We start from the raw sequence: 19,569 nt of genomic DNA on the forward strand, positions 1-19,569 counted from the left end.
CTGAGCTAATGCCGGACTTGCCAGCGGCCGGAGACGCCGTACTGATCAGCTATCTTGCGCTTCGAGGGCGGTAGTGGTGATGGAAGCCGCAGCAGCATCGACTGAAATCTGGGTTCTGGGCTGGAGTGTCGTGCTGCTGATCGCGCACATACTGGTGCAGGCGCTTTCGCTCGACCTGTCGGGCGATTTCAGCATCAAGTATCTGCTCAGTTCGCGTGACGACGGCCGCGCGCCGAAGAGCATCGTTTCGGGGCGTCTGATCCGGTCGCTCAACAACATGCTGGAGACCTATCCCGCCTTCATCGCGCTGGCGTTGGCGCTGGCGGTGACAGGCAAGACGGGCGAATTGGGTGCCGTCGGCGCCGTGATGTGGATCGTCGCCCGCCTTGTCTATGCCTTGCTGTACGTGGGCGGAATTCCGGTGCTGCGTACGCTCGTCTGGTTCGTTTCGATCGCCGGGCTGGTCCTGATGGTCGTGCGCCTGATGACGTAACATTGCCGCCTGAAGAAACCGAAACGAGACGGTCGCATGGCTTTCGAACCAGACATTCCCGCAATCCAGGTGCATCTGTGCGTCAAGGACGGCAAGGAGGCGATCGCCTTCTACGAAAAGGCGTTCGATGCCGTCGAGACCTTCGAGCAGATGGCCGATGACGGCGTGCGCGTACTGCATGCCAACCTCGCCATGTTCGGCAGCGAGGTGATGCTGCATGACGAGTTTCCCGAATTCGGCGGCGATGTGTTGTCGCCGCTCTCCCGCGGCGGCGCCAGCATGACCGTCAACATCAATTTGAAGCTGCCCGGCCAGGTCGACCAGGCGGTCGAGCGGGCGGTGGCGGCTGGTGCGAAGACTGTGATGGAGCCAGACGACATGTTCTGGGGCGCACGCTACGCCAAGATCCAGGATCCGTTCGGTCATGTCTGGGCGTTCAATGCGCCCTTGGGCAATGCATCACTGGGCGCGCAGTCGGGGAGTGACAAGGCATGACGCAATATGCGTTCGAATTTGCCGGCCTGCTGGCCGTGTTCTCGGTGCTGATGGTGGTGCCGGGTGCCGATTTCGTCATGGTGGTGCGCCAGAGTATCGTGCATGGCCGCCGCGCCGCCATCATCACCAGCTTCGGCATCGGCGTGTCGCTGCTGTTTCATGTCAGCTACACCATCCTCGGCATCGGGCTGATCGTGTCGAAGTCATTGCTGCTGTTTTCGCTGATCAAGTGGGCCGGTGCCGCATACCTGCTCTATCTCGGCATCAAGGCGCTGCGTGCCGGGCCGATGGAGATGGCGTCGGTCGAGGTGCAGGCGGGCGCAAGTGAGACCCGGGAGATTTCTGCTGTGCGCTGCTTCCTGACGGGCTTCGTCACCAATGCGCTCAACCCCAAGGCGGTGCTGTTCTTCCTGCCGCTGTTCACGGCGATGGTCAGCCACGAGACGCCCGCCGCGGTGAAGGGCGTCTACGGGCTGCTGATGGCCGTGGTGCTGATTACATGGTTTGTTGGCGTGTCGATGTTCTTCACCATGGCCTCGGTGCGCGAGCGCTTCGTCGCCTGGGGCCGCTGGTTCAACAAGGTGACCGGCATGATCTTCATCGGGCTTGGCGTGAAGCTCGCGACCGTGCAGGCCGGCTGATGCGGCTTCAGGCACTGATCACGGCTGTTGCAGTGCTGTCGGCGACGGTGGCGCAAGCGGCATGCCCGATCGAGCTTGCCGTCTATGGCGACCGCGACGGTGCCGCCGAGATCGACTTCCGGCCGACGCTGGAATCGGCAACCGTGACCAACAGCTTCAAGATGGTGATGGACAATTCCATCGTGCTCGACGGCGTGGTGATGTGGTCGCAGGACGTGGCGCGGCCGAACGGCATGCTGATGCATCAGTGCCCGGAAGGCGACGTGACCGGCGAGGAGATCGAAGCCTGCACGGTGTGGCAGGGCGTGATCTACAGCGTCGACGAGCAGGGCAATGTCGGGCTTCTGCCGCGCGAGCGCATCGCGGCGGCCGCGCCGAAGAAACTTATCTTCTCCGACCTGGGCCACGGGCTCAGGACATCTGCAGCCTATGGTCCCCAAGGCTTTTCCAAAGTGCCGTGGGACGTGTTCGAGCTGAAGGGATGCCAGGAATGAGCGCTCAGGGAAAAGTCCTGCTGGTCACAGGCGGCAGCCGCGGTATCGGGGCCGCCATCTGCAGGCTGGCGGCCAAGGCCGGCTATCGCGTGGCGTTCAGCTACGTGTCCAACGCTGCCGCGGCCACAGCACTGGTGGCCGAGCTGAAGTCGGCAGGCGGCGATGCCATCGCCATCAAGGGCGATGTCGGTAACGAGGCCGACGTGCTCGCCATGTTCGCCGAGGTTGACCGCGCCTATGGCCGGCTCGACGCCTTCGTCAACAATGCCGGCGTGGTCGACATGAAGGCGCGCGTCGACGAGATGAGCGCCTTCAGACTCGAGCGCATGATGCGCATCAACGTCGTCGGCTCGATCCTGTGCGCCCGCGAGGCGGTGAAGCGCATGTCGAGCCTGCATGGTGGCGCGGGTGGCGCCATCGTCAACATCTCGTCGGCGGCCGCCTCGCTCGGCTCGCCCGGCGAATATGTCGACTATGCCGCCTCCAAGGGCGCGATCGACACCTTGACCATCGGGCTTGCCAAGGAAGTGGCGACCGAGGGCGTGCGCGTCAACGCGGTGCGTCCCGGCATCATCGACACTGAAATCCACGCGTCGGGCGGTCAGCCCGACCGGATCGCCGCCATTCGCGGGCTCGTGCCGATGAAACGCGAAGGCAAGGCGGAAGAAGTTGCCCGTGCCGTCATCTGGCTTTTGTCGGATGAGGCATCATATACGACGGGCTCGATTTTGAATGTGAGCGGCGGTCGCTGACCGCCCCAGGCAAGAAGGAAAGAACAATGGCATATGACGTCGTCGTAATCGGCTCGGGCCCAGGCGGCTATGTGTGCGCCATCAAGGCGGCGCAGCTCGGATTGAAGGTCGCCGTGGTCGAGAAGAACGCGACCTTCGGCGGCACCTGCCTCAACATCGGCTGCATTCCCTCCAAGGCGCTGTTGCATGCGTCGGAAATGCTGGCCGAGGCGCAGCATTCCTTCGACGCGCTCGGCGTCGAGGTCGGCACGCCGAAGATGAACCTGAAGAAGATGATGGCGCACAAGGATGCGACCGTCGCTGCCAACGTCAACGGCGTGTCGTTCCTGTTCAAGAAGAACAAGATCGAAAGCTTCCAGGGCATCGGCAAGGTGTTGGGCGCCGGCAAGGTCGGCGTGACCGGGGCCGACGGCAAGACCCAGGAACTGGAGACCAAGAACATCGTCATCGCCACCGGCTCCGACGTCGCCGGCATTCCGGGCGTCAATGTCGAGTTCGACGAGAAGGTGATCATCTCGTCCACCGGCGGCCTGTCGCTGGAGAAGGTGCCTGCTCATCTGGTGGTTGTCGGCGGCGGCGTCATCGGCCTCGAGCTCGGCTCGGTCTGGGCGCGCCTCGGTGCCAAGGTGACTGTTGTCGAGTATCTCGACACCATCCTGGGCGGCATGGACGGCGACGTCGCCAAGCAGTTCCAGCGCATGCTGGCCAAGCAGGGCTTCGAGTTCAAACTCGGCTCCAAGGTGACGGGTGTCGCCAAGGCCAAGAAGGGCGCGACGGTGACCTTCGAGCCGGTAAAGGGAGGAGACACTGAGACCATCGAGGCCGATGTCGTGCTCGTTGCCACCGGCCGTCGGCCCTACACTGACGGTCTGGGGCTCAAGGAAGCCGGCGTCGAGATGGACGAGCGTGGTCGGGTCAAGACCGACGGCCATCTGCGCACCAACGTTGCCGGCATCTATGCCATCGGCGACGTCGTCGTCGGCCCGATGCTGGCACACAAGGCCGAGGACGAGGGCGTGGCGGTTGCCGAGATCATCGCCGGCCAGGCCGGCCATGTGAACTACGACGTCATCCCCGGTGTGGTCTACACCAGCCCCGAAGTGGCTTCGGTCGGCAAGACCGAAGACGAGCTCAAGAAGGCCGGCGTTGCCTACAAGGTCGGCAAGTTCCCGTTTACCGCCAACGGCCGGGCGCGCGCCATGCTGCACACCGACGGCTTCGTGAAGGTGCTGGCCGACAAGGACAGCGACAGGGTGCTGGGCGTGCACATCGTCGGCTTCGGCGCCGGCGAGATGATCCACGAAGCGGCGGTGCTGATGGAATTCGGCGGCTCGTCGGAAGATCTCGGCCGCACTTGCCATGCGCACCCGACGATGTCGGAAGCGGTGAAGGAAGCGGCACTCGCCACCTTCTTCAAGCCGATCCACATGTAAGAACCGCTGGATCGCTTCGGTCCGCAGTTCGTTTCGAACCAAATTGAAACGGCCCGCTCGATGAGCGGGCCGTTTGCATTTGAGCTGGTGCCTTAGCCGCCGGAAGGTGCCGGGGCCGGAGCCGTTGTGCCGCCGCCCGAAGGCGCTGGCTCGGCCGGAGCCGGAGTGGCCGGTGCGGGTGCAGGTTCGGCAGGTGCCGGCGCGGGGGCCGGTTCAGCAGGCGCGGGCGCCATCGTGCCCGACGGTGCCGGAGCAGCAGGTTCGGCCGGAGCTGGTGCCGGGGCCGTCGCTGCCGGTGGCTCGGCGGGTGCCGGAGCTTCGGCGGTCTTGGGACCGAAGATGTAATAGGCCACCGCGGCGAGCAGCACGACGATGATGGCTATCAGCCACGTGCTGCCCATGCTCGACTGGCCGGCCGGGCGTCCTGGATCTGGATTGTTCACCATTGAGATCTCCCTCAGCTGCGCTCCGCAATCGTTGCGTGAACATCGCAATCAACGCGCGAAGGCCGTTTCGGTTTCACTTTGACGTGAAAATTTCGAAACGAACGTTCCGGCGGCGTCGTTTCGCCACGCTCCAAGGCGATCAAACAGGAATAGGCTCGGTCAGGTTGCAATGAGCAGAGGCCAAGAACATGCCAGTGGTGCCTGTCTTTCCCGATGCCGCGCAAATATTGCCCGGCGCGAGTTTCGCCGACAAATTTACCGTTGTGGTGCATGGCCAGCGTCTTGACGTCGGGACTGCGGCCGAGCGGGTGTTCCGCCATCGGCCGAGTTGGATCGGGGCACTGATGACGCTGCGCAACGTGATGGTCAGGCCGTTCGGCTTGAAGACTCGCGACGAAGACCTTGCGCCGGAGCTGGAACGGAAGGGGATGTTCCCTGTGCTGAGCCAGTCCGGGCAGCGGATGGTGCTTGGCTTGGACGACCACCATCTCGATTTCAGGCTGGTTGTCGAATTGACAGAGCTTGGTGGGGGCCGGCAGGAGGTCAGCGCAACAACGTTGGTCAAGCCGCACAACTGGCTCGGCCGAACCTATCTCACCATTGTCCTGCCGTTCCACAGGATCATCGTTCCGGCCATGCTGGCGCGGGCTGCCAAGCCTTAGAAGCAGTTGTCAGCGGTCGGCCACCGTCACGGTGTAACCGGCCTTGCGGAACAACTCGACCAGCCCGTCCGGGCCGGGCAGGTGCAGCGCGCCGACGGCCATGAAGGCGTCGCCCGGACCGACGAGGGGCCCGGCGCGCTCGACCATGGTTTTGTTGCGCGTCGTCACCATCGCTTCCTCGAAGGCGGCATAGCTGGTCTCGTCGCCGGCTGAGCTCGGCAGCGCATTGCGGAACAGCGGCCAGAACATGCCGGTGTCGCCGCGCTGGTAGAGCACGACCATCGTTTCGATGACATCGTTCATGCGGTTGCCGAGCTTGAGGGTTTCGACGAGGCCCTTGATATGGAATTCGATCGGCAGCGACGCCATCGCCGAGAGCTGGTCGGCCGCACTTTCGAGGCCATTGACCTGTTTGCCGGCCGCCTTGGCCTGCTGGGCCAAGAGGATGTCGAGCACCGGCGCGCCGCCGGACTTGCGGGCGAGCTCGCAGGCTGGAAGGGCGACCATCGCCGACAGCATCCACGGCTTCATCTTGGTCACGCTTGCCGGCGGGATGCCGCGCGCTTCCAGCGCCGTATTGACGATCTTTGCTTCCTCTGCCGACAGCAACGACGGCAATGTCGTCGCATCGGTGAACATCATCAATTCGGGCTGTTTCATCAGGCCGGCGACCATCGCCTGCTGGTCGAGCACATCGGTGGTTTCGATGACCAGCGTGTGCGATCCGTCGAAGGCCTTTTGCGCCGCCGGCTCAAGCACGGTGACGCGCGGATCGGTGACATGCATGGTGCCGTAGAGCCAGGACGGCTTCTGGCCGGGCTTTTCCAGCTTCCACAACAGGCCCTGGCCGTTGAGCGTGTCCCTGGCCTCGGTTTCGATCCTGGCGAGCGCTGCCGGGTCGCTCTTCTGCAACTCGGTCAGCATGTCGGAGCCAGTGCAAACAGGCGCCTCGGCATGTGCCTTGCCGGCGAGCAGGAAGGCGATGGCGAAGAACAGGATGAAGAACAGCATGTTGAGTGCTGCAAGCAGCTTCAACGACAACAGCGAGGTGCGATCGGCAATGGCAGCGAGACGTGTCATGCTGCTGGTGTAACGGTCAAAAACGGCAAAACGGTTAATGCGGTGGTGACAATTGTCGAGCCGCAAGAGCTGTTGCAGGCGAAATATGCTCCGGAAATCGGGGGCGACTTTCGGACGAGGCGTCAGGCACGCGGGTGGGCGGCTTCGTAGATTTCCAGCAGCCGCGCCGTGTCGACGCCGGTGTAAATCTGGGTCGTCGACAGGCTGGCGTGGCCGAGCAGTTCCTGGATGGTGCGCAAGTCGCCGCCTCGGCCGAGCAGGTGGGTGGCAAAGGAATGGCGCAAAGCATGCGGGGTTGCCGTATCGGGCAGGTTGAGTGCTGCGCGCATCTTGCGCATCTCGCGCTGGATGATTGCCGGATCGAGCTGGCCGCCGCGCGCGCCGCGAAACAGGGCGCCGCCAGCGCAGAGATGGTAGGGGCAGAGCTTGCGGTATTCGGCGACGGCCTGGAGTGCAACTGATAGAACCGGCACGAGACGGGTCTTGCCGCCCTTGCCCGAAACGCGCAGCACGGTGTCGGCAGGCGAGGCCAGTTCCGCGCCGGACAGGTTGAGTGCTTCGGAAATACGCAGGCCTGAGCCATAGAGCAGGGTCAGCACGGCGGCATTGCGCGCGGCGATCCATGGTTCTTCGGCGAGCTGTTCGCCCACCGAGACGACACGCCTGGCATCGACCGCGGTCAGCGGTTTGGGCAGCGATTTCGGTTGCTTCGGCGCCCTGAGGGCCGACGAACCGGCTGCATTGACCAGGCCCTGGCGTTCGAGGAAGCGCAGCAGCGAGCGAACGCCGGCAAGGCCGCGCCCGAGCGTGCGGGCACCGGCGCCGTCGGCGCGGCGCGAGGCAAGGAAGCCGCGCAGGTCGGCCGGGCGCAGGTCGCTGATGTCGGAAATGCCGGGTGGGCCGCCATTATGGCCGGTCAGGAACTGCAGGAACTGGCGTGTGTCGCGCTCATAGGCATCGACCGTTGCTGCCGAGAGGCGACGTTCGCCGGCAAGCGCCTTCAGCCAGCCTTCGCGGGCTGATTGCAGGTCGGGTTTTGCGGCGATGAGGAATTCCTGCATTGGCAGCGGGCGTCCGATTGGAATATGGCAGTGTTGAACGCGTGAAGTTGACAAGCAGTGAAGCAGGCGATGGCCAAACCCCAAAATCCTATCCAGATGGCCGTGATCGGCGCCGCCCATGGCATCAAGGGCGAGTTGCGGGTCAAGACCTTCACCGGCGACCCGCTGGCTTTGGCCAACTACGGCCCGCTCTATGCCAAGGACGGGCGCGCTTTCGAGATCGCTGCGATCCGGCCTGCCAACGAGGTGGTGGTGGTGCGTTTCAAGGGCGTGGCCGACCGCAACGCGGCCGAGGCGCTGACGGGCACGGAGCTGTTCGTCGACCGTTCGGCGCTGCCCGACGATGGTGACGAGGGCGAGTTCTATCACGCCGACCTGGTCGGCCTTCAGGTTCGCGATGAAACCGGCGCACCGGTGGGCAAGGTGTTTGCCGTGCAGAATTATGGCGGCGGCGACATTTTGGAAATCCAGTACCAGGGCCGCAAGGGCGTGCTGATCCCGTTCACCCAGGCCGCGGTGCCGGTCGTCGATGTATCAGGCGGCTTCGTGGCCATCGACACTGTGGCGGCCGGACTTGTCGATGACGAGGACGACGAAGACGCACCCTCCGATGGCGAGTTCGACAAACGGCCGCGCGGCCCGAAGGACGCCGGGGGCAATCGCTGATGTTCCGAGCAACCGTGCTCACGCTTTATCCGGAAATGTTTCCGGGCGCGCTGGGGCTGTCCCTGGCCGGGAGGGCGATGGAGCGCGGCGACTGGGCGCTGGAGGCGGTGCAGATCCGCGACTTCGCCACCGACAAGCACCGGACCGTGGACGATTCTCCGGCCGGTGGCGGCGCCGGCATGGTGCTGCGTGCCGACATCATCGCCAAGGCCATCGACGACGCTTCGCCCGAGGGTGACGAACGTCCGCGCATCCTGATGAGCCCGCGCGGCAAGCCGCTGACGCAGGAGCGGGTGCGTGAACTGGCCGCGGGGCCGGGTGCAGTGATCCTGTGCGGGCGCTTCGAAGGCGTCGACCAGCGCGTGATCGACGCACGCGAGCTGGAAGAGATTTCAGTCGGCGACTTCATTCTCTCGGGTGGCGAGCCGGCGGCACTGGTGTTGCTCGACGCGGTCGTGCGGCTCCTGCCCGGCGTGATGGGCAACGACGTGTCGGGCGAGGAAGAGAGTTTCGAGGGCGGGCTGCTGGAGCATCCGCACTATACGAGGCCGCAGGAATTCGAGGGCCGAGCCATTCCGGAGGTGTTGACCTCGGGCAACCACGGCAAGATCGCCAAATGGCGCCGCGCCGAGGCAGAGAAGCTGACCAAAGAGCGGCGGCCGGATCTGCTGCGTAGCATGGGCACTAAGGAAAGCTACGTCGGTGAAATCCGCTCTCAGGTTAGTTTGAACCTGACAGGCGAAGGCCTTGATCCCAATGAAATAACCGCCCTGTTGGGGTGCGAGCCGAGAACTTCCTGGAAGAAGGGGGACCTCGTCAAGATTTCGGAGAAGGCAAAGCCGACCAAAAAAAGGGTTGGCTATTGGAAAATCTCCGAGGCGGGATCGGACGATATCGACGGGGCGATAGCGTCGCTTTTTGACAAACTGCTTCCCAACGTTGATTGGTCAGCGCTCGCTGACAGGTTCGCTGTCGAAGTCTCGTGCTGCCTTTGGCTGTCTGGTTACAACCAAGGTTTCAATCTCGATAAAGAAACGCTGAACTTTCTGTCCCAGCGCAGGATTTCAATCGACTTCGATATCTATCACGACGAGCTGCTAAGATAGTCAGCCTGATTTAGCCTTTGCTAAAGTAATAAAACGCAAGGAACAGCCCGACCGCGACGACGAAGGTGCGTACGAGCGCTTGGGGGACGCGGCGGGCGGTCCAGACGCCGGCGTAGCCGCCGAGCGCGACGCCCGGCACCATGATCGCGGCATGGGTCCAGGCGACGACACCGCCCGAGGCGAAGATGATGATGGCAACCGCGGCGATGACGATTGAGAGCATGTTCTTCAGCGCGTTGAGGCGGTGGTAGTCGCCGCCTTCAGTGAGGCCGAGGGTGGCCAGCATCATCACGCCCATGCCGGCGCCGAAGAAGCCGCCATAGATCGAGGTGAAGAACTGAACGATGCGGCCGGCGAGCGAGGCCGGTGCATCAGCGGCGCGCGCGGCGAGCTTCTTCGGGCGCAGCCACGGGCCGGCGGCAAAGAGGGCGGTGGCGGCGAGCAGAAGCCACGGCACGAGCGCACCGAAGGCGACATTGTCGAGCGAGAGCAGGATGAGCGCTCCGGCCAGCGCGCCAACGGCCGAAATGATGGCAAAGGCGACGGCGCCGCGCCACATCTGCCTGATGTCGGCCATGTAGGCCCAGGTCGACGTGATGTAGCCGGGGAACTGGGCGATCGACGAGGTGGCGTTGGCCGAGATCGGCGGGACGCCGAGCATGGTCATGGCGCCGAAAGTGAGGAAGGTGCCGCCGCCGGCGATGGCATTGACGACTCCCGATAGGAAGCCGGCGAGGAAGAGGATGCCAATTGTGACGAGGGACACGGGCTGCCTGAGAGGTGGTTTGCGTTCGTTGCTCTCTAGGAAGCTGACGCAGGGAAGGCAAGGCACGTTGTCCAGTGCCTCGGTGAAACTGGCTTTGTGGCCGCCGGCCGCCATCCTTCGCTGGACCGCTGCACGCAAGGCGCGTAAAAAAGAAGCGGCAAAGGCGTGACAAATGGCCGAAATAGCGCTATGTGCCCGCCCGAACCGGACGAATAATCGACCGGACCCGTCAACAGTGACGGTGTAGTCGCCCCTGCCAGAAGGCCCGCAAGGGAAGAAGGCATACCCAAGCGGTCATTTGGAACTGCAAGGCGAGCGTTGGGCGCTCTGGCTGTCGGAAGAACAAGAAGTGGATTTTTGAGATGGATATCATCCGCCAGCTCGAGGCCGAACAGGCCGCCAAGATCGAAGCCAAGCGCACCTTGCCGGAATTCCAGCCGGGCGACACCGTGCGCGTCCAGGTGCGCGTCACCGAAGGCTCGCGTACCCGCGTCCAGGCCTATGAAGGCGTCGTCATCGCTCGCGCCGGCTCGGGCTTCCAGGAAAACTTCACCGTCCGCAAGATCTCCTATGGCGAAGGCGTGGAACGCGTGTTCCCGGTCTATTCGCCGATGATCGAGGGCGTCGAGATCGTCCGTCGCGGCAAGGTGCGTCGCGCCAAGCTTTACTACCTGCGCGATCGTCGCGGTAAGTCGGCTCGTATCACCGAGAACACCGGCGTCCGCGCCCGCAAGCTGAACGACGCCGAGCGTGCCGCACTGGTCGCCGAGAAGGCCCGTATCGAAGCCGAGAAGGTTGCCGCAGCCCAGGCGCTGGCCGCCGAGAAGGCCGCTCAGGAAGCCGCCGAGAAGAAGGCAGCAGCCGAGGCCGCCAAGGCAGCTGAAGCCGCCGCCGAGACCGCAGCCGAGTAATTTCCGGACTTGATTTCGAAAGGGCGGCTTCGGCCGCCCTTTTGCGTTTGAGGAGGATTTGTTGGTGGTGAGTTCGCGGGATTTCGTCGTGCGTCGGCTTATACCGGGCGAGGGCGCTGCCTATCGCAAGCTGCGGTTTGCTGCGCTTGAAAACGCGCCGCTGGCTTTCAGCTCGAGCCCGGAAGACGAGGCGCACCTGACCGACGCCGATTTCGAGGCGCGGATCAGCCTTGCCGAACCCGATGCGGTGTATGGCGTGTTTGGCGATGGCGAGCTCGTCGGCGTCGCGACCTTCATCGGCGACAAGCGGCGCAAGACACGGCACAAGGGCGCGATGTTCGGCGTTTATGTCGATCCGGTCTGGCGCGGCACGGGTTCCGCCCGGGCGCTGGTGCGGCAGGTGATCGACCATGCGACCGAACGCGGCCTTGCACTGCATGCCCATGTGATCGCCGACAATCTGCCGGCACTCAGGCTCTATCTCGGTCTTGGATTCGTCAGCTACGGCGTCGAGCCGAGGGCGCTTCTCGTCGACGGCGTGTTTCATGACGAGCATCTGCTGATTTACCAGCCGGGTGGCTGAGGCCGGGGGTTGTTTCGCAAACGGGCCAAAAGCGAAACAGATACAGTGCATTCGGCTGTGCCAGCGCATCGTCCATGCTTGCAAGCACGCTTGGGACGGCTAAAGTCTGGCGCAAATCGACCGGCGCCGCCGGTCTTCTCGTTTCGGGGAACGCATCATGTCTAATTTCAAACTGTCGCTGGCCGGCGCGCTGGCTGTCGTGCTTCTGCCCTTGGCCGCCATGGCCCAGAGCCTGCCGGATCTTGGCGGCAAGTCGGTCGTCGTGGTGACCGAAAATGCCTATCCGCCGCTGCAGTTCATCGACCCCAAGACCGGCAAGCAGATCGGCTGGGAGTACGACGCCATGGACGAGATCGCCAAGCGTCTGAACGTCAAGATCGAGTACCAGAACACCTCGTGGGACGCCATGATCCAGGCGGTCTCGGACGGCCAGTACCAGATCGGCATGACCGGCATCACCATCAAGGACGAGCGCAAGGAGAAGGTCGACTTCTCCGACCCCTATATGCGGTCACAGCAGTTCATGCTGGTGCGATCAGACGAGAGCCGCTTCACCGACGCCAAGAGCTTCGGTGCGCTCAAGGACGGCCTGATCGCGGCGCAGCCGGGCACCTCGCCTTTCTACACCGCCGTCTACGAGATCCTCGACGGCAACGAGCAGAACCCGCGCATCAAGCTGTTCGAGACCTTCGGCGCTACCGTGCAGGCGCTCAAGGCCGGCGACGTCGACCTCGTGCTGACCGACAGCGTCGCCGCCCAGGGTTATGTCGACGCCTCGGAAGGCAAGCTCAAGGTGGTGGGCGAGCCGCTGGGCAGCGAGGATTTCGGCTTCATCTTCAAGAAGGGCTCGGACCTCGTCGCTCCGATCAACCAGGCGATCGCGGCGCTGAAGGCTGACGGCACCTTCGACAAGCTGAACAAGAAGTGGTTCCTCGACTACAAGATGGGGCAGTGATTGCGCTGCCGTCTCCTCCATCTGGCGGAGACGGCAAACTGTTGGTCGAGCCTAGGCTCGGTAGCGGCTGGCGCCGGCGTGGTCGACGACATAGAGCCACGTGCCGTCGGCCTGCCTGCGCACGATCTCGGCAGTGAAGCCGAAATAGAGGGGGCGGCCTTCGTCATCGACGATCGCGAAATCGGCGCGCAGCAGCGCCAGGTCGCCATGCTCGACGCAGAAGGTGTTTTGCGACCTCATCGTGCCGGGCATGCGCACGAGCCGCTCAAGTTCTTCGGCGATGGCGGCCTTGCCGGCAAAGCCCTCGCCGCCGGCATCGACCAGCAGGCGGGCATCTTCCTCGTAGAGCCCAAGCAGAGCCTCGACATCGCCGCTGTTGCGGATGGCGGCAAAAGTTTCGTTCATGTCGGCCGGCCGGTAGACTTTTGATGACATTGGCTTTCTCCTGTTTCGGCGACCAGAACACGCCCTTGCAGAGCTATCCAAACGGGTACCCCGAATGAGTGCAGAGATGACCGCGACCAGCGAGCGCGAGGTGCCGATGCCGCGACGGCCGGAGCTATGTCCGGTAGAAGACTGGCTCTCTTTTCTCGGCCATCGCTGGAACGCGCTGGTGTTGTGGCAGCTGTCGGTGGGCGCGAAGCGGCATGGCGACCTGATGGCACGGCTGCCCGGGGTCACCGCCAAGGTGCTGTCGGAGCGGTTGGACGGCCTGTTGAGACGCGGCCTTGTCGAGCGCGACGCAGTTTCAGCTTTCCCGCGCGGCGTCGTCTATTCGTTGACGGCGGGCGGTCGCCGGGTGGTCGCCTTGCTCGACCAGTTCGAGACGCTGCCGCATTCTTTTGCCGGGCCGCGGCAGGACGCAGCATGAGCCAGTACCGGGTCAAGAAGGACGATTTCCCGTGGTGGCTGGTGGCTGCCGTGGCGATCGGTGTGGTTTCGGCGGTGACCATCGCGGCCAGCGACGTCTACGGCCAGATCCTGTCGACCCTCGTCAAAGGGCTTTGGGTAACACTTTTCGTCACCATCGTCGCCTTCGCCATGGCCTCGGCGCTCGGGCTGCTCATCGCCCTGCTCGGGCTGTCGAATTCCAAGCTGCTGCGTCAGGTTTCGCGTTTCTATGTCGAGATCATTCGCGGCCTGCCGATCCTGGTGCTGCTGTTCTGGATCGCTTTCGTCGGCGCGCCGGCCTTCGTCGTGGCGTGGAACTGGGTGACGCTACCGCTGCAATCGGCGGGGCTGGTCGAGCCGATGCAGGTGCGCGACTTCTCGCTGCTGTGGCGGGCGATCATTGCACTCACGATCGCCTATTCGTCCTTCATCGCCGAAATTTTCCGCGCCGGCATCCAGGCCGTCGATGTCGGCCAGATCGAGGCGGCGAAGGCGCTGGGATTGTCGCGCACCCAGCGCTTTCGGCTGATTGTCTGGCCGCAGGCATTCAGGACCATCCTGCCGCCCTATGGCAACGACTTTATCGCCATGGTGAAGGATTCCTCGCTGGTGTCGGTGCTTGGCGTCGCCGACATCACCCAGATGGCCAAGGTCTATGCCTCGGGGTCATTCCGCTTCTTCGAGACCTACTCTATCGTAGCCTATGTCTACCTGCTCCTGACCGTCGGGCTGTCGCTCAGCCTGCGGGCGCTGGAGCGGCGGATGCGCAGGGATTTCACGCCATGACCGGAGGTGCCGACAAGACTGCGCTCGACATGGTCTATGCGGCAGAGACAGAAATGCAGTTGGCGGCGGCCTATGCGGCCTGGGCGAACGGCTACGACACCGAGACAGCGGCGCTGGGATACTGCCTGCCCTTCGTGATCGCGGCGTGGGTGGCGCGGCACGTGCCCAAGGGCGAAGGACCGCTGCTCGATGCCGGTTGCGGCACCGGACTGTCGGGGCCGTATCTCCAGGCGCTTGGATATGACGACATCGAAGGGCTCGACTTCTCCGAGGAAATGCTCGAACTGGCGCGGGCACGCGGCGGCCACAGCGCGCTGACGCAGGCCGCACTCGGCGGTCCGTTGCCTTGGGCCGACCGGCATTTCGCCGCCGTCTTCTCGACCGGCGTGTTCACGGCGGGCCATGCGCCGGCATCGAGCCTGGACGAATTGGTCCGGATCACGCGGCCGGGTGGCTTCGTCATCTTCACCGTCCGCGACGTGGTCCTGGAAGCGGGCGGTTTCCAGGATAAGTTCACTGAACTTGTGGCGACCGGAAGATGGCAGGCGGTCGAGGAGAGCCCTGCTTTCCGGGCCTTTGCCGTGGCCGAACCGGATGTGCTGGTCAAGGCGTATATATTCAGGGTTGTCTGAAATGTCGCGCGTCATTCGGCCTCTGCGACCGGATGGACGATTGCGAGCGGCACGGCCGCGGACAAATCTCGCGGCATGGAAACCATTCGCAAGATCCTCTCCAATCCACTCTCCCGCCTGCGCTTCGCGGGCCTGTTCGAGGGAAGCACGCTGCTTTTCCTCGTGCTGTTTGCTGTCCCGATGAAACATCTGGCCGGCTATCCCGCAATCGTCAGCGCGGCCGGGCCGGTCCACGGCCTCGCCTTCGTCTTCTACGTCGTGTGCCTGGTCGACAATTTCTCCGGCGGTGGTTGGTCGCCCAGGGAGATGCTGCGCACCGGCCTCGCCTGCCTCGTGCTCTTCGGCACCTTCATCAATGATCGCTTCCTCGCCGCCAGGGCGGCCAACCAGACGGCAGGGCAATGAGCTATCTCGTCATCAAGTCTCTGCATGTCGTGGCGATGGTGGTCTGGCTGTCAGGCATGATATCAGTGCCGCTGGCATTGTCGCACATGGCCCGGAATGGCGGCATCGATTCGCGGCAGGCGGCGCAGTTGCGCGCCGGCTTCTCGATGCTGTCGACGCCGGCGATGATGATCGTCTGGGCGCTGGGGCTCTATCTCGCTTATGACCTCGGCTCTTTCGGCGACGCCTGGCTGCACGCCAAGCTGGCGCTTGTCGTGGCGATGTCGGGCCTGCATGGCGTGCTGTCGGGTCAGTTGCGGCAGCTCGCAGGCGCCAGGCTGGCGAAGCCTGCCGGCATCGTGCTGAAGCTGCATTGGCTGGTCGGCCTGCTGTTGCTCGGCATTGTCGGGCTGGTGATCATCAAGCCGTTCTGAGCGAAGCGGGCTGTTCCGGGCGAGGAACCACCCTTGCCATGGCGCGTTGGGAGCCGAACCAATCATGAGGCCCCCATGGAACAGCTCGTCGAAGAATTCGGCCATCCGACCTACACCTCGTTTCCCGTCATCGTCGCGCGCATGCTGCTGGCTGCCGTCTTCGGCGCGGCCATCGGCTTCGAGCGTGAATGGCGCAACCGGCCGGCGGGTCTGAGGACACATATCCTCGTCTGTGTGGCGGCGGCAACCTTCGCGCTGCTGACCATCGAGATCGTGCATGCGCCGATGTTCGGACCGGAGGTGCTGAAGGACGGCGCCAAGGTCGATCCGATCCGCGTCGTCGAGGCGGTGACCGCCGGCGTCGCCTTCCTTGCCGCGGGCGTGGTGTTTTTCAGCAGGGGCGAGGTGCAGGGGCTGACGACGGGTGCCGGTATGTGGCTGGCGGGCGCCATCGGCCTCGCCGCAGGCCTTGGGCTCTGGCAGATCGCGGCCTTCGTCACCCTGCTCGCACTGTGCGTTCTCGGCTTGCTGCACCGCTTCGAGGTCAAGTTCGACCTCAGCGAGGACAAACGCGACGAAAAGCCGGGTGCGCATAGCCCGGGCAAGGGCAAGGCCGGCTAGTCAGCCTTCGTCTCATCGCCTGGGCGGGTCGTCACGTCGTCGCGCACCTTTTCGAACAGCAGCCGCAGCGCCTGCCGCAACGCCTCCATCTCTTGCGGGCTGGTCAGTTCGGCCCAGCGCTCGTCAACCTTGCGCCCTGTGGCGGCGGCGATGGGGCGCACGGCCTTGCCGCGTTCCGTGAGGAAGACCAGCCGGCCGCGGCGGTCGTTGGGATCGGGTCGGCGCTCGACATAACCAAGCTTCTCCAGCTCCTCCACCGCCTGGGCCATCGTCTGCTTGCGGACATGGGCGAGCTTGGTCAGTTCGCTGACCTGGATGCCTTGCGATGGGGTGAAGGTGAAGACGTTGGCGTGCGGCGGACGAATGTCGCCGAATCCGGCAGCGTCGAGGGCGGTGTCGACGGCCTGGGTCCAATGCTGGTGGACCAGGCGCAGCAACAGGCCGAGCGGCGGATTTTCCGGGATCGTCTCTTTCAAGATGGACAGGTGCCTGACTAATTGATATTAGACAGGCACCTTACTACTTGAGCGACGGGAAGGAAAGCCAGATGCCTGCAATCAGCGTACTCGACTCGACAATCTCCTATGTGGATGTGGGGCACGGCGTGCCGTTCGTGTTCCTGCACGGCAACCCGACATCGTCCTATCTGTGGCGCAACGTGCTTCCCGGCATGGGCGACGGCGTGCGCCGGCTTGCGCCCGACCTGATCGGCATGGGCGGTTCAGGCAAACCTGACATTGCCTACAGCTTCGACGATCACGCCCGCTATCTCGACGCCTGGTTCGAGGCGATGGGGCTGGAGGAGGTGGTGCTTGTCGGTCACGACTGGGGCGGGGCGCTGGCCTTCGACTGGGCCGCGCGCCATCCCGGGCGGGTGCGCGGCATCGCCGTGATGGAGACGATCGTGCGTCCGATGAGCTGGGCCGACTTCGCCGAAAGCGCCCGGCCACGCTATGAGGCACTTCGCGGCGCGGGCACCGGCGAGGCCAAGGTGCTGGACGAGAACTTCTTCATAGAGTTCGCCCTGCGCGCCACCGTGCTCAATGGGCTGAGCGACGGGGATCTCGACGTCTATCGCAAGCCCTATCCGACCCGCGAAAGCCGGCGGCCACTGCTCGCCTGGCCACGCGCCATGCCGATCGACGGCGAGCCAGCCGATGTGATTGCCCGCATCGAGGCCTATGACCGCTGGCTGGCGGCGAGCGGCGGCGTGCCGAAGCTGCTCTTAACCTTCGAAGGTTCGATGGAGACGTTGATGATCGGGGAGGAGATGATCCGGTGGTGCGCCGACAACATTGCCAGCCTCGAGATCGAGAACTGCGGTCCAGCCCGGCATGCGGCGCCGGAAGACCAGCCGGAAGCGATTGCTGCCGCTGTTTCAGGCTGGGCCGACCGGCATGGGCTGCGCCGCGGCGAGGCTGCGCTGGCGCGCATCGTATAGCTGCTTGCGGGCATCCGTGGACGCTCCGCCATCTTGCCGCTTGGGCCAGGCGGAGCTTGCGATTGCCGGAACGTCAAAAGATTGGTATTGAGCCGCTTATGGAAGCACTCTTTGGAGATCCGGCCTACAAGGGTTTCGTGCTGCAGGACCACAAGCGCCTGCCGTCGCGATTCTTTGCCCGGATTTCAGGCGCGTTGACCAGCCGACTTATCTAGTCGCCTGCGCCGAGCCGACGGGCCTTTGGCGCGCCCTTTAGCCTTCCCAAGTTTCATATCGACGGATCCAAAGCCATGAGCGCACCGCGTACCCTCTACGACAAGATCTTTGACGACCACGTCGTCGACCGCCAGGAAGACGGCACCTGCCTGCTCTACATCGACCGTCACCTCGTGCACGAAGTGACGAGCCCGCAGGCCTTCGAAGGCCTGCGCATGACCGGCCGCAAGGTCCGTCATCCCGAGAAGACGCTCGCCGTGGTCGACCACAACGTGCCGACCTCGCCGGACCGCAAGAACGGCATCAAGAACGAGGAAAGCCGCATCCAGGTCGAGGCGCTGGCCAAGAACTCGGCCGATTTCGGCGTCGAGTATTACTCCGAGAACGACAAGCGCCAGGGTATCGTCCATATCGTCGGTCCCGAGCAGGGCTTCACCCTGCCGGGCATGACCATCGTCTGCGGCGACAGCCACACCTCGACGCATGGTGCTTTTGGTGCATTGGCGCACGGCATCGGCACCTCGGAAGTGGAACACGTCCTGGCGACCCAGACGCTGATCCAGAAGAAGGCCAAGAACATGCTGGTACGTGTCGACGGCCAACTGCCGGAAGGCGTGACCGCCAAGGACATCGTGCTTGCCATCATCGGCGAAATCGGCACCGCCGGCGGCACCGGCTACGTCATCGAATATGCTGGCGAGGCGATCCGTGCCCTGTCGATGGAAGGCCGCATGACGATCTGCAACATGTCGATCGAAGGCGGCGCCCGCGCCGGCCTGATCGCGCCTGACGAGAAGACCTACGCCTACGTCAAGGACAAGCCGCGCGCGCCGAAGGGCAAGGCCTTCGAGATGGCGCTCGACTACTGGAAGACGCTGCATTCGGACGAAGGTGCGCATTTCGACAAGGTCATCGTGCTCGACGCAGCCAAGCTGCCGCCGATCGTTACCTGGGGCTCGTCGCCCGAGGACGTGGTCGCCGTAACCGGCGTGGTGCCGGATGCCGAGGCGATCGAGGACGAGACCAAGCGCAACTCCAAGAAGCGCGCGCTCGACTATATGGGCCTGACCGCCGGCACCAAGATCACCGACATTTCGGTCGACCGCGTCTTCATCGGCTCGTGCACCAATGGCCGCATCGAGGACCTGCGCGCCGTCGCCAAGGTCGTCGAAGGCCGCAAGGTCGCCTCGACGGTGAGCGCGATGATCGTGCCGGGCTCGGGCCTGGTCAAGGAACAGGCGGAAGCCGAAGGCCTCGACAAGATCTTCGTGGCGGCTGGCTTCGACTGGCGCGAGCCGGGCTGCTCGATGTGCCTCGCCATGAATGACGACCGCCTCAAGCCGCATGAGCGCTGCGCCTCGACCTCGAACCGCAACTTCGAGGGCCGCCAGGGCTTCAAGGGCCGCACCCATCTGGTGTCGCCGGCCATGGCTGCGGCCGCTGCCATCGCCGGCCACTTCGTCGACATCCGCGACTGGCACTGACGACGGCGGCCTCAGGGCCGCAGCAGAAACAGACAAGGCGGCGGAGCACATGCTTCGCCGCTTTTTTGTCTCAAGCCTCTGGGATGACCGGTATTTCGGCCCTTGCGTTAACGTCTTTTTCGCCGGGCTGTGGTGT

The 19,569-nt window shown here is 64.1% G+C and carries 27 protein-coding genes and 1 pseudogene; 21 read left to right on the forward strand and 7 right to left on the reverse strand.

What is annotated here, in order from left to right; all coding sequences use genetic code 11:
- The first annotated feature begins 79 nt into the window (after window positions 1–79).
- The 6 genes from N7E70_RS04630 to lpdA are packed head-to-tail and all read left to right on the forward strand — an operon-like array spanning window position 80 to window position 4,308.
- Window positions 80–493: an MAPEG family protein gene (locus N7E70_RS04630; protein WP_154386746.1), complete on the forward strand. Its 414-nt coding sequence runs from the start codon at window positions 80–82 to the stop codon at window positions 491–493.
- Between the two features lie 36 nt (window positions 494–529).
- Window positions 530–988 carry a VOC family protein gene (locus N7E70_RS04635; protein WP_067956086.1) on the forward strand — a complete coding sequence of 153 codons (459 nt, stop codon included), beginning with the start codon at window positions 530–532 and terminating at the stop codon, window positions 986–988.
- Window positions 985–1,629: a LysE family transporter gene (locus tag N7E70_RS04640; RefSeq protein WP_067956088.1), complete on the forward strand. Its 645-nt coding sequence runs from the start codon at window positions 985–987 to the stop codon at window positions 1,627–1,629. Before N7E70_RS04635 ends, N7E70_RS04640 begins: the two co-directional genes overlap by 4 nt.
- Complete coding sequence (locus N7E70_RS04645) at window positions 1,629–2,123, forward strand: hypothetical protein (protein WP_067956089.1); 495 nt, start codon at window positions 1,629–1,631, stop codon at window positions 2,121–2,123. The genes N7E70_RS04640 and N7E70_RS04645 overlap by 1 nt, the downstream gene beginning before the upstream one ends.
- Window positions 2,120–2,875 (forward strand): SDR family oxidoreductase, encoded by a 756-nt coding sequence (locus N7E70_RS04650; protein WP_154386745.1) that lies wholly within the window; start codon window positions 2,120–2,122, stop codon window positions 2,873–2,875. Before N7E70_RS04645 ends, N7E70_RS04650 begins: the two co-directional genes overlap by 4 nt.
- A gap of 26 nt (window positions 2,876–2,901) precedes the next feature.
- Window positions 2,902–4,308, forward strand: coding sequence for a dihydrolipoyl dehydrogenase (lpdA, locus tag N7E70_RS04655; protein ID WP_154386744.1), 1,407 nt, complete (start codon window positions 2,902–2,904; stop codon window positions 4,306–4,308).
- A gap of 92 nt (window positions 4,309–4,400) precedes the next feature.
- On the opposite strand, the gene N7E70_RS04660 is transcribed toward lpdA, so the two are convergent.
- On the reverse strand, window positions 4,401–4,754 hold the full coding sequence (locus tag N7E70_RS04660) for a hypothetical protein (RefSeq protein WP_083948376.1): 354 nt from the start codon (window positions 4,752–4,754) through the stop codon (window positions 4,401–4,403).
- 11 nt (window positions 4,755–4,765) lie between these two features.
- Entirely contained in the window at window positions 4,766–5,074 is a 309-nt protein-coding gene (locus N7E70_RS04665) for a hypothetical protein (RefSeq protein ID WP_263005739.1), read from the reverse strand.
- Between N7E70_RS04665 and N7E70_RS04670 the strand changes: the two genes are divergently transcribed.
- Window positions 5,021–5,416 (forward strand): DUF2867 domain-containing protein, encoded by a 396-nt coding sequence (locus N7E70_RS04670; RefSeq protein ID WP_331461933.1) that lies wholly within the window; start codon window positions 5,021–5,023, stop codon window positions 5,414–5,416. The genes N7E70_RS04665 and N7E70_RS04670 overlap by 54 nt on opposite strands.
- Before the next feature lie 9 nt (window positions 5,417–5,425).
- On the opposite strand, the gene N7E70_RS04675 is transcribed toward N7E70_RS04670, so the two are convergent.
- Together N7E70_RS04675 and N7E70_RS04680 are read right to left on the reverse strand one after the other, a co-directional pair.
- Window positions 5,426–6,496, reverse strand: coding sequence for a TraB/GumN family protein (locus tag N7E70_RS04675; RefSeq protein ID WP_263005663.1), 1,071 nt, complete (start codon window positions 6,494–6,496; stop codon window positions 5,426–5,428).
- Between the two features lie 122 nt (window positions 6,497–6,618).
- On the reverse strand, window positions 6,619–7,557 hold the full coding sequence (locus tag N7E70_RS04680; RefSeq protein WP_154386741.1) for a tyrosine recombinase XerC: 939 nt from the start codon (window positions 7,555–7,557) through the stop codon (window positions 6,619–6,621).
- Window positions 7,558–7,626: 69 nt separating this feature from the next.
- Here N7E70_RS04680 and rimM point away from each other — a divergent pair, with 69 nt between their 5' ends.
- The 3 genes and pseudogenes from rimM (at window position 7,627) to N7E70_RS04695 (ending at window position 9,329) form a co-directional block, all read left to right on the forward strand.
- Window positions 7,627–8,223 carry a ribosome maturation factor RimM gene (rimM, locus tag N7E70_RS04685; protein WP_263005664.1) on the forward strand — a complete coding sequence of 199 codons (597 nt, stop codon included), beginning with the start codon at window positions 7,627–7,629 and terminating at the stop codon, window positions 8,221–8,223.
- A pseudogene (trmD, locus tag N7E70_RS04690) lies at window positions 8,220–8,894 on the forward strand (tRNA (guanosine(37)-N1)-methyltransferase TrmD); the annotation flags it as partial. The gene rimM and the pseudogene trmD, both read left to right, overlap by 4 nt.
- A gap of 6 nt (window positions 8,895–8,900) precedes the next feature.
- Entirely contained in the window at window positions 8,901–9,329 is a 429-nt protein-coding gene (locus N7E70_RS04695) for a DUF4279 domain-containing protein (protein ID WP_246670871.1), read from the forward strand.
- A gap of 10 nt (window positions 9,330–9,339) precedes the next feature.
- Here N7E70_RS04695 and N7E70_RS04700 read toward each other — a convergent pair whose 3' ends face one another.
- Window positions 9,340–10,095, reverse strand: a complete 756-nt coding sequence (locus tag N7E70_RS04700) for a sulfite exporter TauE/SafE family protein (protein ID WP_185910256.1) — start codon at window positions 10,093–10,095, stop codon at window positions 9,340–9,342.
- A 362-nt stretch (window positions 10,096–10,457) separates the two neighbouring features.
- Between N7E70_RS04700 and rplS the strand changes: the two genes are divergently transcribed.
- From rplS to N7E70_RS04715, 3 genes are all read left to right on the forward strand, one after another.
- Window positions 10,458–11,006, forward strand: a complete 549-nt coding sequence (gene rplS, locus N7E70_RS04705; protein ID WP_067956097.1) for a 50S ribosomal protein L19 — start codon at window positions 10,458–10,460, stop codon at window positions 11,004–11,006.
- Window positions 11,007–11,070: 64 nt separating this feature from the next.
- Window positions 11,071–11,589, forward strand: a complete 519-nt coding sequence (locus N7E70_RS04710; RefSeq protein WP_185910257.1) for a GNAT family N-acetyltransferase — start codon at window positions 11,071–11,073, stop codon at window positions 11,587–11,589.
- A 157-nt stretch (window positions 11,590–11,746) separates the two neighbouring features.
- A complete protein-coding gene (locus tag N7E70_RS04715; RefSeq protein WP_067956101.1) occupies window positions 11,747–12,544 on the forward strand; it encodes a basic amino acid ABC transporter substrate-binding protein in 798 nt (265 codons plus the stop codon).
- A gap of 51 nt (window positions 12,545–12,595) precedes the next feature.
- On the opposite strand, the gene N7E70_RS04720 is transcribed toward N7E70_RS04715, so the two are convergent.
- Complete coding sequence (locus N7E70_RS04720) at window positions 12,596–12,979, reverse strand: YybH family protein (RefSeq protein ID WP_246340653.1); 384 nt, start codon at window positions 12,977–12,979, stop codon at window positions 12,596–12,598.
- Between the two features lie 76 nt (window positions 12,980–13,055).
- Between N7E70_RS04720 and N7E70_RS04725 the strand changes: the two genes are divergently transcribed.
- The 6 genes from N7E70_RS04725 (at window position 13,056) to N7E70_RS04750 (ending at window position 16,292) form a co-directional block, all read left to right on the forward strand.
- The gene (locus N7E70_RS04725; protein ID WP_246340652.1) at window positions 13,056–13,415 is read left to right on the forward strand and encodes a winged helix-turn-helix transcriptional regulator; all 360 of its coding nucleotides are present in this window, start codon (window positions 13,056–13,058) and stop codon (window positions 13,413–13,415) included.
- On the forward strand, window positions 13,412–14,221 hold the full coding sequence (locus tag N7E70_RS04730) for an amino acid ABC transporter permease (protein WP_154386737.1): 810 nt from the start codon (window positions 13,412–13,414) through the stop codon (window positions 14,219–14,221). The genes N7E70_RS04725 and N7E70_RS04730 overlap by 4 nt, the downstream gene beginning before the upstream one ends.
- Window positions 14,218–14,853 (forward strand): class I SAM-dependent DNA methyltransferase, encoded by a 636-nt coding sequence (locus tag N7E70_RS04735; RefSeq protein WP_154386736.1) that lies wholly within the window; start codon window positions 14,218–14,220, stop codon window positions 14,851–14,853. The genes N7E70_RS04730 and N7E70_RS04735 overlap by 4 nt, the downstream gene beginning before the upstream one ends.
- Before the next feature lie 75 nt (window positions 14,854–14,928).
- Complete coding sequence (locus N7E70_RS04740; protein ID WP_263005665.1) at window positions 14,929–15,258, forward strand: DUF3817 domain-containing protein; 330 nt, start codon at window positions 14,929–14,931, stop codon at window positions 15,256–15,258.
- Window positions 15,255–15,671 (forward strand): CopD family protein, encoded by a 417-nt coding sequence (locus N7E70_RS04745; protein ID WP_067956108.1) that lies wholly within the window; start codon window positions 15,255–15,257, stop codon window positions 15,669–15,671. The genes N7E70_RS04740 and N7E70_RS04745 overlap by 4 nt, the downstream gene beginning before the upstream one ends.
- Window positions 15,672–15,746: 75 nt before the next feature.
- On the forward strand, window positions 15,747–16,292 hold the full coding sequence (locus N7E70_RS04750) for an MgtC/SapB family protein (protein ID WP_067956109.1): 546 nt from the start codon (window positions 15,747–15,749) through the stop codon (window positions 16,290–16,292).
- On the opposite strand, the gene N7E70_RS04755 is transcribed toward N7E70_RS04750, so the two are convergent.
- Window positions 16,289–16,768: a MarR family winged helix-turn-helix transcriptional regulator gene (locus N7E70_RS04755; protein ID WP_154386734.1), complete on the reverse strand. Its 480-nt coding sequence runs from the start codon at window positions 16,766–16,768 to the stop codon at window positions 16,289–16,291. The two genes, N7E70_RS04750 and N7E70_RS04755, sit on opposite strands and share 4 nt — an antisense overlap.
- Before the next feature lie 71 nt (window positions 16,769–16,839).
- Here N7E70_RS04755 and N7E70_RS04760 point away from each other — a divergent pair, with 71 nt between their 5' ends.
- Window positions 16,840–17,733, forward strand: a complete 894-nt coding sequence (locus tag N7E70_RS04760; protein ID WP_067965941.1) for a haloalkane dehalogenase — start codon at window positions 16,840–16,842, stop codon at window positions 17,731–17,733.
- Between the two features lie 290 nt (window positions 17,734–18,023).
- Window positions 18,024–19,433 carry a 3-isopropylmalate dehydratase large subunit gene (gene leuC / locus N7E70_RS04765; protein WP_067956110.1) on the forward strand — a complete coding sequence of 470 codons (1,410 nt, stop codon included), beginning with the start codon at window positions 18,024–18,026 and terminating at the stop codon, window positions 19,431–19,433.
- Window positions 19,434–19,569: the final 136 nt, after the last annotated feature.

Origin of the sequence: Aminobacter sp. NyZ550 (assembly GCF_025628925.2) — a bacterium.
GTDB lineage: Bacteria > Pseudomonadota > Alphaproteobacteria > Rhizobiales > Rhizobiaceae > Aminobacter > Aminobacter ciceronei.

Bases quoted from the DNA above. Each gene is read 5' to 3' on its own strand.
- N7E70_RS04630 (WP_154386746.1), top strand. From the start codon at position 80: ATGGAAGCCGCAGCAGCATCGACTGAAATCTGGGTTCTGGGCTGGAGT.
- N7E70_RS04650 (WP_154386745.1), top strand. From the start codon at position 2,120: ATGAGCGCTCAGGGAAAAGTCCTGCTGGTCACAGGCGGCAGCCGCGGT.
- N7E70_RS04750 (WP_067956109.1), top strand. From the start codon at position 15,747: ATGGAACAGCTCGTCGAAGAATTCGGCCATCCGACCTACACCTCGTTT.
- N7E70_RS04675 (WP_263005663.1), bottom strand. From the start codon at position 6,496: ATGACACGTCTCGCTGCCATTGCCGATCGCACCTCGCTGTTGTCGTTG.
- N7E70_RS04635 (WP_067956086.1), top strand. From the start codon at position 530: ATGGCTTTCGAACCAGACATTCCCGCAATCCAGGTGCATCTGTGCGTC.
- rplS (WP_067956097.1), top strand. From the start codon at position 10,458: ATGGATATCATCCGCCAGCTCGAGGCCGAACAGGCCGCCAAGATCGAA.
- N7E70_RS04695 (WP_246670871.1), top strand. From the start codon at position 8,901: ATGGGCACTAAGGAAAGCTACGTCGGTGAAATCCGCTCTCAGGTTAGT.
- N7E70_RS04715 (WP_067956101.1), top strand. From the start codon at position 11,747: ATGTCTAATTTCAAACTGTCGCTGGCCGGCGCGCTGGCTGTCGTGCTT.
- N7E70_RS04645 (WP_067956089.1), top strand. From the start codon at position 1,629: ATGCGGCTTCAGGCACTGATCACGGCTGTTGCAGTGCTGTCGGCGACG.
- N7E70_RS04725 (WP_246340652.1), top strand. From the start codon at position 13,056: ATGACCGCGACCAGCGAGCGCGAGGTGCCGATGCCGCGACGGCCGGAG.
- N7E70_RS04740 (WP_263005665.1), top strand. From the start codon at position 14,929: ATGGAAACCATTCGCAAGATCCTCTCCAATCCACTCTCCCGCCTGCGC.
- N7E70_RS04660 (WP_083948376.1), bottom strand. From the start codon at position 4,754: ATGGTGAACAATCCAGATCCAGGACGCCCGGCCGGCCAGTCGAGCATG.
- N7E70_RS04720 (WP_246340653.1), bottom strand. From the start codon at position 12,979: ATGTCATCAAAAGTCTACCGGCCGGCCGACATGAACGAAACTTTTGCC.
- leuC (WP_067956110.1), top strand. From the start codon at position 18,024: ATGAGCGCACCGCGTACCCTCTACGACAAGATCTTTGACGACCACGTC.
- N7E70_RS04760 (WP_067965941.1), top strand. From the start codon at position 16,840: ATGCCTGCAATCAGCGTACTCGACTCGACAATCTCCTATGTGGATGTG.
- N7E70_RS04665 (WP_263005739.1), bottom strand. From the start codon at position 5,074: ATGGCGGAACACCCGCTCGGCCGCAGTCCCGACGTCAAGACGCTGGCC.
- N7E70_RS04735 (WP_154386736.1), top strand. From the start codon at position 14,218: ATGACCGGAGGTGCCGACAAGACTGCGCTCGACATGGTCTATGCGGCA.
- N7E70_RS04745 (WP_067956108.1), top strand. From the start codon at position 15,255: ATGAGCTATCTCGTCATCAAGTCTCTGCATGTCGTGGCGATGGTGGTC.
- rimM (WP_263005664.1), top strand. From the start codon at position 7,627: ATGGCCAAACCCCAAAATCCTATCCAGATGGCCGTGATCGGCGCCGCC.
- N7E70_RS04640 (WP_067956088.1), top strand. From the start codon at position 985: ATGACGCAATATGCGTTCGAATTTGCCGGCCTGCTGGCCGTGTTCTCG.
- lpdA (WP_154386744.1), top strand. From the start codon at position 2,902: ATGGCATATGACGTCGTCGTAATCGGCTCGGGCCCAGGCGGCTATGTG.
- N7E70_RS04730 (WP_154386737.1), top strand. From the start codon at position 13,412: ATGAGCCAGTACCGGGTCAAGAAGGACGATTTCCCGTGGTGGCTGGTG.
- N7E70_RS04680 (WP_154386741.1), bottom strand. From the start codon at position 7,557: ATGCAGGAATTCCTCATCGCCGCAAAACCCGACCTGCAATCAGCCCGC.